1 protein-coding gene, 2 tRNA genes and 6 rRNA genes are annotated in these 12,482 nt (G+C 47.0%); 8 read left to right on the plus strand and 1 reads right to left on the minus strand.

Features of this window, described 5'->3' with window-relative positions:
• Window positions 1-476 precede the first annotated feature (476 nt).
• The 8 genes from Ami3637_RS08260 to rrf (Ami3637_RS08305) all read left to right on the plus strand — a co-directional run bounded on the left by Ami3637_RS08260 (window position 477) and on the right by rrf (Ami3637_RS08305) (window position 11,051).
• Window positions 477-1,993, plus strand: a 16S ribosomal RNA gene (locus Ami3637_RS08260).
• 37 nt (window positions 1,994-2,030) lie between these two features.
• Window positions 2,031-2,105 (plus strand) — tRNA-Ala (locus tag Ami3637_RS08265).
• Window positions 2,106-2,390: 285 nt separating this feature from the next.
• Window positions 2,391-5,283 (plus strand): 23S ribosomal RNA (locus tag Ami3637_RS08270).
• 84 nt (window positions 5,284-5,367) lie between these two features.
• Window positions 5,368-5,484, plus strand: a 5S ribosomal RNA gene (rrf, locus tag Ami3637_RS08280).
• 558 nt (window positions 5,485-6,042) lie between these two features.
• Window positions 6,043-7,559: ribosomal RNA gene (locus Ami3637_RS08285) — 16S ribosomal RNA — on the plus strand.
• Between the two features lie 37 nt (window positions 7,560-7,596).
• Window positions 7,597-7,672 (plus strand) — tRNA-Ala (locus Ami3637_RS08290).
• A gap of 285 nt (window positions 7,673-7,957) precedes the next feature.
• Window positions 7,958-10,850, plus strand: a 23S ribosomal RNA gene (locus Ami3637_RS08295).
• Between the two features lie 84 nt (window positions 10,851-10,934).
• Window positions 10,935-11,051 (plus strand): 5S ribosomal RNA (gene rrf / locus Ami3637_RS08305).
• Together the 16S, 23S and 5S rRNA genes with 2 tRNA genes alongside form the textbook arrangement of a ribosomal RNA operon.
• 331 nt (window positions 11,052-11,382) lie before the next feature.
• Here the strand turns inward: rrf (Ami3637_RS08305) and Ami3637_RS08310 are convergent.
• A complete protein-coding gene (locus Ami3637_RS08310; protein ID WP_162362163.1) occupies window positions 11,383-12,414 on the minus strand; it encodes an FAD:protein FMN transferase in 1,032 nt (343 codons plus the stop codon).
• Window positions 12,415-12,482: the final 68 nt, after the last annotated feature.

Consider the following 12,482-nt stretch of genomic DNA (forward strand, 5'->3'; position numbering starts at 1 on the left):
AGGCAGGGGTTACATCTCTGAAAATGAATGTACCACATATTGTAGTTTTGCTTACGAGCAGACAACAATATCAACAATATTTTGTTTTGATAGTAAAACTCGAATTAATGAATAAACTTGAAAAAAACGAAAAAAGATGTTGACAAACTTGCGGAATAGTATTATGATATAAAAGTTCCTTACGGAACGGCGCTGACAGTGAAAACTGCAGAAGCGCAAGAACCTTGAAAACTTCATAGTGTAAAAGAATTAGTCAAGAGGACATTAAGTTGTTCTCGATACTAAGTACAAACAATCATAACGATTGGTAAGATAACCAAACTTGTTTTGGAAGTCAACGTACAATTTCTTAAAAAACAACAATAATTCTAGGATTTATGTTTTGCATAAAGAATAGAGAAGCGAAACGCGAAGCGTTTCAGCCGAGCAGAAGCTCAAACTTGATTTGATTCAGAGAAATCTGATTTAAATACCATTTAATAAAGAGTTTGATCCTGGCTCAGGATGAACGCTGGCGGCGTGCCTAACACATGCAAGTCGAGCGAGAAATTTATGAACGAAACTTCGGTCTAGGGATTAAATGGAAAGCGGCGGACGGGTGAGTAACGCGTAGGCAACCTGCCCCTTACAGAGGGATAGCCTCGGGAAACCGGGATTAAAACCTCATAACACATCATAAACACATGTTTGAGATGTCAAAGATTTATCGGTAAGGGATGGGCCTGCGTCTGATTAGCTAGTTGGTAGGGTAACGGCCTACCAAGGCAACGATCAGTAGCCGACCTGAGAGGGTAATCGGCCACATTGGAACTGAGACACGGTCCAAACTCCTACGGGAGGCAGCAGTGGGGAATATTGCACAATGGGCGAAAGCCTGATGCAGCAACGCCGCGTGAGCGAAGAAGGCCTTTGGGTCGTAAAGCTCTGTCGGAAGGGAAGAAACAAATGACGGTACCTTCTGAGGAAGCCCCGGCTAACTACGTGCCAGCAGCCGCGGTAATACGTAGGGGGCAAGCGTTATCCGGAATTATTGGGCGTAAAGAGTGCGTAGGTGGTCTTGTAAGCGTGGGGTGAAAGGCAGTGGCTTAACCATTGTAAGCCCTGCGAACTGTGAGACTTGAGTGCAGGAGAGGAAAGCGGAATTCCTAGTGTAGCGGTGAAATGCGTAGATATTAGGAGGAACACCAGTGGCGAAGGCGGCTTTCTGGACTGTAACTGACACTGAGGCACGAAAGCGTGGGGAGCAAACAGGATTAGATACCCTGGTAGTCCACGCCGTAAACGATGAGCACTAGGTGTCGGGGCCGCAAGGCTTCGGTGCCGCAGTTAACGCATTAAGTGCTCCGCCTGGGGAGTACGCACGCAAGTGTGAAACTCAAAGGAATTGACGGGGACCCGCACAAGCAGCGGAGCATGTGGTTTAATTCGAAGCAACGCGAAGAACCTTACCAGGACTTGACATCCCTCTGACAGGACTTTAACAGGTCCCTCCTTCGGGCAGAGGAGACAGGTGGTGCATGGTTGTCGTCAGCTCGTGTCGTGAGATGTTGGGTTAAGTCCCGCAACGAGCGCAACCCTTGTCAATAGTTGCCAGCAGTAAGATGGGCACTCTATTGAGACTGCCGTGGATAACACGGAGGAAGGTGGGGATGACGTCAAATCATCATGCCCCTTATGTTCTGGGCTACACACGTGCTACAATGGCTGGTACAGAGAGACGCAAGACCGTGAGGTGGAGCAAATCTCCAAAACCAGTCCCAGTTCGGATTGTAGGCTGCAACTCGCCTACATGAAGTTGGAGTTGCTAGTAATCGCAGATCAGAATGCTGCGGTGAATGCGTTCCCGGGTCTTGTACACACCGCCCGTCACACCATGGAAGTTGGGGGTGCCCAAAGTTGGCCAGCAAATAGGCTGCCTAAGGCAAAACCAATGACTGGGGTGAAGTCGTAACAAGGTAGCCGTATCGGAAGGTGCGGCTGGATCACCTCCTTTCTAAGGAGACTAACACTTTTGCACTATGAGTTTATATGGGGAATTAGCTCAGCTGGGAGAGCACCTGCCTTGCACGCAGGGGTCAAGGGTTCGATCCCCTTATTCTCCACCAGAACTTTTAAAAGGGTTCTAAATGTACTTTGAAAACTGGATAATATGCAAAATATCAGAAAGTGTTAAAAAACACAAATATGACAACGAAATCGAGGTTATCGAAAGATAACAAACAGTTATAGAACTAAGACAAAAGTCTTTTCGGACAGAGATGTCTAAAAGAATGATGTCGGGTGTAAAATAACTACGATTTCAACCGAGAAACCAGAGAATTACGAGTTAATTAACAAGTAAGTCTAAAAAATATAAGTCTTATCTAACGCTAGATAAGCAAAACGCTTATGGTCAAGCGAATAAGAGCATAAGGTGAATGCCTTGGCACTAGGAGCCGAAGAAGGACGTGGCAAGCTGCGATAAGCTGCGGTTAGGAGCAAACATCCGTCAACCCGCAGATGTCCGAATGGGGAAACCCACTTATGGTAATGCGTAAGTATCCTGTGATGAATAAAATAGTCACAGAGAAGGTAACCCGGGGAACTGAAACATCTAAGTACCCGGAGGAAGAGAAAGAAACATCGATTTCCTAAGTAGCGGCGAGCGAACGGGAAAGAGGCCAAACCATAGTTTACTATGGGGTTGAGGACACTCATCACGTATGGCGTGTATAGTCGAAGCTGTTTGGAAAGGCAGACCGAAGAAGGTAAAAGTCCTGTAGACGAAATGCACAAAATGCAGAGTGGATCCAGAGTACCACCGGACACGTGAAACCCGGTGGGAAGCCGGGGGCCCACCCCCCAAGCCTAAATACTACCTAGTGACCGATAGAGAATAGTACCGTGAGGGAAAGGTGAAAAGAACCCCGGGAGGGGAGTGAAAAAGAACCTGAAACCTTATGCTTACAAGCAAAGGGAGCGCAAGTGACCTTGTACTTTTTGTAGAACGGGCCAACGAGTTATGGTATGTAGCAAGGTTAAGGTGCTGGAGCACTGGAGCCGAAGCGAAAGCGAGTCTGAACAGGGCGTCAAGTTATATGCTGTAGACCCGAAACCGGGTGACCTATCCATGTGCAGGTTGAAGCGAGAGTAAAATCTCGTGGAGGACCGAACTCATGTCTGTTGAAAAAGGCTGGGATGACGTGTGGATAGCGGTGAAATTCCAATCGAACCCGGATATAGCTGGTTCTCCTCGAAATAGCTTTAGGGCTAGCCTCAAGATTGAGATACTCGGAGGTAGAGCACTGAATGTTCTAGGGGCCTTCACCGGTTACCGAAAACTATCAAACTCCGAATGCCGAAGTATTATACTTGGGAGTCAGACTATGTGAGATAAGTTTCATAGTCGAAAGGGAAACAGCCCAGACCAACAGCTAAGGTCCCAAAATGTAAGTTAAGTGGAAAAGGATGTGGAGCTGCATAAACAGCTAGGATGTTGGCTTAGAAGCAGCCACTCATTTAAAGAGTGCGTAATAGCTCACTAGTCGAGTGGCTCTGCGCCGAAGATAAACGGGGCTAAAACTTACTACCGAAGCTTTGGAATTACAGTAATGTAATTGGTAGAGGAGCATCGTATACGGGCAGAAGCTGAGATGTAAGTCTTGGTGGACTGTATACGAGAGAGAATGTTGGCATGAGTAGCGTAAGGCAGGTGAGAATCCTGTCCACCGAAAATCTAAGGTTTCCTGAGGAAGGTTCGTCCACTCAGGGTTAGTCGGGGCCTAAGCCGAGAGCGAGAGCTGTAGGCGATGGACAACTGGTTGAGATTCCAGTACCACCGAAATTCGTTTGAGCGAAGTGGGGACACAGAAGGATAAGCTGAGCGCACCGTTGGTTGAGTGCGTCTAAGCGTCAAGGGAGAACAGGCAGGCAAATCCGCCGGTTCAATTCTGAGGCGTGATGGGGAGGGAAATTAGAGTACCGAAGCAGCTGATTTCACACTGTCAAGAAAAGCCGCTAGTGAGAATGTAGGTGCCCGTACCGTAAACCGACACAGGTAGATGAGGAGAGAATCCTAAGGTGAGCGAGAGAACTATTGTTAAGGAACTCGGCAAAATAACCCCGTAACTTCGGGAGAAGGGGTGCCTGCGAAAGCAGGCCGCAGTGAAAAGGCCCAGGCGACTGTTTACCAAAAACACAGGTCTCTGCTAAAGCGAAAGCTGAAGTATAGGGGCTGACGCCTGCCCGGTGCTGGAAGGTTAAGGGGAAGTGTTAGGGCAACCGAAGCACAGAACTTAAGCCCCAGTAAACGGCGGCCGTAACTATAACGGTCCTAAGGTAGCGAAATTCCTTGTCGGGTAAGTTCCGACCCGCACGAAAGGCGTAACGATCTGGGCACTGTCTCAACAATAGACTCGGTGAAATTGTAGTACCGGTAAAGATGCCGGTTACCCGCAGCAGGACGGAAAGACCCCATGGAGCTTTACTGCAGCTTGATATTGGATTTCGGCGTTGCATGTACAGGATAGGTGGGAGGCTACGAACCCAGTACGCCAGTATTGGGGGAGCCACCGTTGGGATACCACTCTTGTAACGTTGAAGTTCTAACCATGTACCGTGAACCGGTACTGGGACAGTGTCAGGCGGGCAGTTTGACTGGGGCGGTCGCCTCCTAAAGAGTAACGGAGGCGCCCAAAGGTTCCCTCAGCGCGGTCGGAAATCGCGCGAAGAGTGTAAAGGCAGAAGGGAGCTTGACTGCGAGACAAACAGGTCGAGCAGGGACGAAAGTCGGGCTTAGTGATCCGGTGGTTCCGAGTGGAAGGGCCATCGCTCAACGGATAAAAGCTACCCTGGGGATAACAGGCTGATACCGCCCAAGAGTCCACATCGACGGCGGTGTTTGGCACCTCGATGTCGGCTCGTCTCATCCTGGGGCTGAAGTAGGTCCCAAGGGTTGGGCTGTTCGCCCATTAAAGAGGTACGCGAGCTGGGTTCAGAACGTCGTGAGACAGTTCGGTCCCTATCCGCTGTGGGCGTTGGAAATTTGAGTGGAGCTGTCCTTAGTACGAGAGGACCGGGATGGACATACCTCTGGTGCACCAGTTGTTCTGCCAAGAGCATAGCTGGGTAGCCACGTATGGACGGGATAAGCGCTGAAAGCATCTAAGTGCGAAGCCCCCCACAAGAATAGATTTCCTCCAGAAATGGTAAGACCCGTGAGAGACTATCACGTTGATAGGTCGGAGGTGTAAGTGCAGTAATGTATTGAGCTGACCGATACTAATAGGTCGAACGCTTGACCAAAATGGTTTCAAGAAGGAATAAAACTGATAGAAAAGTATGTTATCCAGTTTTGAGAGTACACTCTCAAAAAAAGAATAGACAAAATCCGGTGACAATAGCGAGGAGGCTCCACCTGTTCCCATCTCGAACACAGTAGTTAAGCTCCTTAGCGCCGATGATACTTGGCGGGCAGCTGCCTGGGAAAGTAGGACGTCGCCGGTTTAAGACTTCAGTAAATCTGAAGTCTTTTTTATGGCTTTTAGACTAATGCTAATTAATCATTACCAGACAAAAGCTTTAACACATTTTATCAGTAAACCTTTATATAACTTTATTAAAAAATAAATAATAAAAAAGGTATTGACAAATATGTTATAAATTGATATTATAGTAAAGCTATCGCGTGAGGTTATATGTTAATTAAATTTCTATGAAAAAAGATGTTGACAAACTTGCGGAATAGTATTATGATATAAAAGTTCCTTACGGAACGGCGCTGACAGTGAAAACTGCAGAAGCGCAAGAACCTTGAAAACTTCATAGTGTAAAAGAATTAGTCAAGAGGACATTAAGTTGTTCTCGATACTAAGTACAAACAATCATAACGATTGGTAAGATAACCAAACTTGTTTTGGAAGTCAACGTACAATTTCTTAAAAAACAACAATAATTCTAGGATTTATGTTTTGCATAAAGAATAGAGAAGCGAAACGCGAAGCGTTTCAGCCGAGCAGAAGCTCAAACTTGATTTGATTCAGAGAAATCTGATTTAAATACCATTTAATAAAGAGTTTGATCCTGGCTCAGGATGAACGCTGGCGGCGTGCCTAACACATGCAAGTCGAGCGAGAAATTTATGAACGAAACTTCGGTCTAGGGATTAAATGGAAAGCGGCGGACGGGTGAGTAACGCGTAGGCAACCTGCCCCTTACAGAGGGATAGCCTCGGGAAACCGGGATTAAAACCTCATAACACATCATAAACACATGTTTGAGATGTCAAAGATTTATCGGTAAGGGATGGGCCTGCGTCTGATTAGCTAGTTGGTAGGGTAACGGCCTACCAAGGCAACGATCAGTAGCCGACCTGAGAGGGTAATCGGCCACATTGGAACTGAGACACGGTCCAAACTCCTACGGGAGGCAGCAGTGGGGAATATTGCACAATGGGCGAAAGCCTGATGCAGCAACGCCGCGTGAGCGAAGAAGGCCTTTGGGTCGTAAAGCTCTGTCGGAAGGGAAGAAACAAATGACGGTACCTTCTGAGGAAGCCCCGGCTAACTACGTGCCAGCAGCCGCGGTAATACGTAGGGGGCAAGCGTTATCCGGAATTATTGGGCGTAAAGAGTGCGTAGGTGGTCTTGTAAGCGTGGGGTGAAAGGCAGTGGCTTAACCATTGTAAGCCCTGCGAACTGTGAGACTTGAGTGCAGGAGAGGAAAGCGGAATTCCTAGTGTAGCGGTGAAATGCGTAGATATTAGGAGGAACACCAGTGGCGAAGGCGGCTTTCTGGACTGTAACTGACACTGAGGCACGAAAGCGTGGGGAGCAAACAGGATTAGATACCCTGGTAGTCCACGCCGTAAACGATGAGCACTAGGTGTCGGGGCCGCAAGGCTTCGGTGCCGCAGTTAACGCATTAAGTGCTCCGCCTGGGGAGTACGCACGCAAGTGTGAAACTCAAAGGAATTGACGGGGACCCGCACAAGCAGCGGAGCATGTGGTTTAATTCGAAGCAACGCGAAGAACCTTACCAGGACTTGACATCCCTCTGACAGGACTTTAACAGGTCCCTCCTTCGGGCAGAGGAGACAGGTGGTGCATGGTTGTCGTCAGCTCGTGTCGTGAGATGTTGGGTTAAGTCCCGCAACGAGCGCAACCCTTGTCAATAGTTGCCAGCAGTAAGATGGGCACTCTATTGAGACTGCCGTGGATAACACGGAGGAAGGTGGGGATGACGTCAAATCATCATGCCCCTTATGTTCTGGGCTACACACGTGCTACAATGGCTGGTACAGAGAGACGCAAGACCGTGAGGTGGAGCAAATCTCCAAAACCAGTCCCAGTTCGGATTGTAGGCTGCAACTCGCCTACATGAAGTTGGAGTTGCTAGTAATCGCAGATCAGAATGCTGCGGTGAATGCGTTCCCGGGTCTTGTACACACCGCCCGTCACACCATGGAAGTTGGGGGTGCCCAAAGTTGGCCAGCAAATAGGCTGCCTAAGGCAAAACCAATGACTGGGGTGAAGTCGTAACAAGGTAGCCGTATCGGAAGGTGCGGCTGGATCACCTCCTTTCTAAGGAGACTAACACTTTTGCACTATGAGTTTATATGGGGAATTAGCTCAGCTGGGAGAGCACCTGCCTTGCACGCAGGGGGTCAAGGGTTCGATCCCCTTATTCTCCACCAGAACTTTTAAAAGGGTTCTAAATGTACTTTGAAAACTGGATAATATGCAAAATATCAGAAAGTGTTAAAAAACACAAATATGACAACGAAATCGAGGTTATCGAAAGATAACAAACAGTTATAGAACTAAGACAAAAGTCTTTTCGGACAGAGATGTCTAAAAGAATGATGTCGGGTGTAAAATAACTACGATTTCAACCGAGAAACCAGAGAATTACGAGTTAATTAACAAGTAAGTCTAAAAAATATAAGTCTTATCTAACGCTAGATAAGCAAAACGCTTATGGTCAAGCGAATAAGAGCATAAGGTGAATGCCTTGGCACTAGGAGCCGAAGAAGGACGTGGCAAGCTGCGATAAGCTGCGGTTAGGAGCAAACATCCGTCAACCCGCAGATGTCCGAATGGGGAAACCCACTTATGGTAATGCGTAAGTATCCTGTGATGAATAAAATAGTCACAGAGAAGGTAACCCGGGGAACTGAAACATCTAAGTACCCGGAGGAAGAGAAAGAAACATCGATTTCCTAAGTAGCGGCGAGCGAACGGGAAAGAGGCCAAACCATAGTTTACTATGGGGTTGAGGACACTCATCACGTATGGCGTGTATAGTCGAAGCTGTTTGGAAAGGCAGACCGAAGAAGGTAAAAGTCCTGTAGACGAAATGCACAAAATGCAGAGTGGATCCAGAGTACCACCGGACACGTGAAACCCGGTGGGAAGCCGGGGGCCCACCCCCCAAGCCTAAATACTACCTAGTGACCGATAGAGAATAGTACCGTGAGGGAAAGGTGAAAAGAACCCCGGGAGGGGAGTGAAAAAGAACCTGAAACCTTATGCTTACAAGCAAAGGGAGCGCAAGTGACCTTGTACTTTTTGTAGAACGGGCCAACGAGTTATGGTATGTAGCAAGGTTAAGGTGCTGGAGCACTGGAGCCGAAGCGAAAGCGAGTCTGAACAGGGCGTCAAGTTATATGCTGTAGACCCGAAACCGGGTGACCTATCCATGTGCAGGTTGAAGCGAGAGTAAAATCTCGTGGAGGACCGAACTCATGTCTGTTGAAAAAGGCTGGGATGACGTGTGGATAGCGGTGAAATTCCAATCGAACCCGGATATAGCTGGTTCTCCTCGAAATAGCTTTAGGGCTAGCCTCAAGATTGAGATACTCGGAGGTAGAGCACTGAATGTTCTAGGGGCCTTCATCGGTTACCGAAAACTATCAAACTCCGAATGCCGAAGTATTATACTTGGGAGTCAGACTATGTGAGATAAGTTTCATAGTCGAAAGGGAAACAGCCCAGACCAACAGCTAAGGTCCCAAAATGTAAGTTAAGTGGAAAAGGATGTGGAGCTGCATAAACAGCTAGGATGTTGGCTTAGAAGCAGCCACTCATTTAAAGAGTGCGTAATAGCTCACTAGTCGAGTGGCTCTGCGCCGAAGATAAACGGGGCTAAAACTTACTACCGAAGCTTTGGAATTACAGTAATGTAATTGGTAGAGGAGCATCGTATACGGGCAGAAGCTGAGATGTAAGTCTTGGTGGACTGTATACGAGAGAGAATGTTGGCATGAGTAGCGTAAGGCAGGTGAGAATCCTGTCCACCGAAAATCTAAGGTTTCCTGAGGAAGGTTCGTCCACTCAGGGTTAGTCGGGGCCTAAGCCGAGAGCGAGAGCTGTAGGCGATGGACAACTGGTTGAGATTCCAGTACCACCGAAATTCGTTTGAGCGAAGTGGGGACACAGAAGGATAAGCTGAGCGCACCGTTGGTTGAGTGCGTCTAAGCGTCAAGGGAGAACAGGCAGGCAAATCCGCCGGTTCAATTCTGAGGCGTGATGGGGAGGGAAATTAGAGTACCGAAGCAGCTGATTTCACACTGTCAAGAAAAGCCGCTAGTGAGAATGTAGGTGCCCGTACCGTAAACCGACACAGGTAGATGAGGAGAGAATCCTAAGGTGAGCGAGAGAACTATTGTTAAGGAACTCGGCAAAATAACCCCGTAACTTCGGGAGAAGGGGTGCCTGCGAAAGCAGGCCGCAGTGAAAAGGCCCAGGCGACTGTTTACCAAAAACACAGGTCTCTGCTAAAGCGAAAGCTGAAGTATAGGGGCTGACGCCTGCCCGGTGCTGGAAGGTTAAGGGGAAGTGTTAGGGCAACCGAAGCACAGAACTTAAGCCCCAGTAAACGGCGGCCGTAACTATAACGGTCCTAAGGTAGCGAAATTCCTTGTCGGGTAAGTTCCGACCCGCACGAAAGGCGTAACGATCTGGGCACTGTCTCAACAATAGACTCGGTGAAATTGTAGTACCGGTAAAGATGCCGGTTACCCGCAGCAGGACGGAAAGACCCCATGGAGCTTTACTGCAGCTTGATATTGGATTTCGGCGTTGCATGTACAGGATAGGTGGGAGGCTACGAACCCAGTACGCCAGTATTGGGGGAGCCACCGTTGGGATACCACTCTTGTAACGTTGAAGTTCTAACCATGTACCGTGAACCGGTACTGGGACAGTGTCAGGCGGGCAGTTTGACTGGGGCGGTCGCCTCCTAAAGAGTAACGGAGGCGCCCAAAGGTTCCCTCAGCGCGGTCGGAAATCGCGCGAAGAGTGTAAAGGCAGAAGGGAGCTTGACTGCGAGACAAACAGGTCGAGCAGGGACGAAAGTCGGGCTTAGTGATCCGGTGGTTCCGAGTGGAAGGGCCATCGCTCAACGGATAAAAGCTACCCTGGGGATAACAGGCTGATACCGCCCAAGAGTCCACATCGACGGCGGTGTTTGGCACCTCGATGTCGGCTCGTCTCATCCTGGGGCTGAAGTAGGTCCCAAGGGTTGGGCTGTTCGCCCATTAAAGAGGTACGCGAGCTGGGTTCAGAACGTCGTGAGACAGTTCGGTCCCTATCCGCTGTGGGCGTTGGAAATTTGAGTGGAGCTGTCCTTAGTACGAGAGGACCGGGATGGACATACCTCTGGTGCACCAGTTGTTCTGCCAAGAGCATAGCTGGGTAGCCACGTATGGACGGGATAAGCGCTGAAAGCATCTAAGTGCGAAGCCCCCCACAAGAATAGATTTCCTCCAGAAATGGTAAGACCCGTGAGAGACTATCACGTTGATAGGTCGGAGGTGTAAGTGCAGTAATGTATTGAGCTGACCGATACTAATAGGTCGAACGCTTGACCAAAATGGTTTCAAGAAGGAATAAAACTGATAGAAAAGTATGTTATCCAGTTTTGAGAGTACACTCTCAAAAAAAGAATAGACAAAATCCGGTGACAATAGCGAGGAGGCTCCACCTGTTCCCATCTCGAACACAGTAGTTAAGCTCCTTAGCGCCGATGATACTTGGCGGGCAGCTGCCTGGGAAAGTAGGACGTCGCCGGTTTTAAGTGAAAGCAGTTCTTAAAAAGGACTGTTTTTTCATTTTTAAGAACGTGGCTTGAACTTATGCAACTGCAAAGCAGTTGTAATCCTCTTAAACTTAAAGTCTGTCGAAGCAGACTTATATAGAAGTTACTTTGTAGCTTCTTTTTTTATGCAAATGATGTGGCAAAACGGGACAGTAGGCAGCGGAGCCAGTGGGAGTGAAGAGCAGAGCTCTGAACGATGCTGATTTAAGACTTCTTATATAATTTAGAAAATAAAAAAATGCCTCCAAATGTTGGTTGGATTTCTACATTTGGGGGCAAATTATGTCTTTTAAAAATAGAAGATTTTTATTTTGGAGATATAAATTCCAGGCCTTTCGTAGCTATAATATTAGCGTTCTTATCAATGAAACAAGCTTTTACACCATCTAGGTTTTTAATTAGTTCAGAGCCCTCATTTACGCCCAGGATCAGGCATATAGTGCTTAAAGCATCACAATCAACGGACTTACCAAAATCACCTACAATGGTAACAGCTTCCACATCTGAATCTGTAGGGTATCCAGTTTTTACATTAAGGATGTGATGATATAAAATACCATTTTCCCTGAACATTCTCTCATAAATTCCTGAAGTTACAACAGTCTTATTTTTTACTTTTACAGAGCCTACAATTTCACTCCTGCCAGTGAAGGGTTTTTCAATACCTATATTCCAGGCAGAACCGTTTGATTTTTCGCCTATAGCCACAATATTTCCACCCAGATTAATAATAGCACTTTTTACACCTTTATCTACCAGGAAATCACCAACCCGATCTCCAATATAACCTTTAGCGATGCCCCCCAGATCAATTTGTGAATCAGGGTTATCTATCCAGACCTTATAGCCACTCTTTTTATTGGAATCAGATTTTGCTGTAGATATTTTCTCTATATGCACTTTGGTATAATCAATTGTTTTGATAGCGGCTTGTATATCTTTATCAGCTGGAACTTTAGGATTTTCACTGGTAAAATCCCAAAGGTCTGAAAGCTTACCTACTGTAATATCAAACCGTCCTTGTGATAGTTTACCATAGTAAAGTCCTTTTTGTATGAGGTTTGCTGTAGATTCAGCGACAAGAACAGGCTTACCTTTACTATGATTAATTTTATAAATATCACTGCCTTTTATTGTTTTACTTAATTGATTTTCATAATCTTTGCACAGGGAAAAGGCCTCATCTATGAGGGGTTGTGCTTTACTTTGTTTCATATCATAAATGGTTATTTTACAAGTAGTATTTAGCAGGTTGTACTTTGTATCTGATACAGGGCCTTTTGCTTTGCCGTGCAGCCTGTTTGTGATATAATAAGTGCTGAACAAAGCAGCAGACATGTTAACTTTTTTAGGTTTTTCATTTTTGCTCCAATCTTGCAGTGGTACGAAAAAGGACTTTATTTACT

Origin of the sequence: Aminipila terrae, from assembly GCF_010120715.1 — a bacterium.
In the GTDB taxonomy this organism is placed as follows: domain Bacteria; phylum Bacillota; class Clostridia; order Peptostreptococcales; family Anaerovoracaceae; genus Aminipila; species Aminipila terrae.

Coding starts and splice junctions, on each gene's coding strand:
- Ami3637_RS08310 (WP_162362163.1), bottom strand. CDS start 12,414: ATGTCTGCTGCTTTGTTCAGCACTTATTATATCACAAACAGGCTGCAC.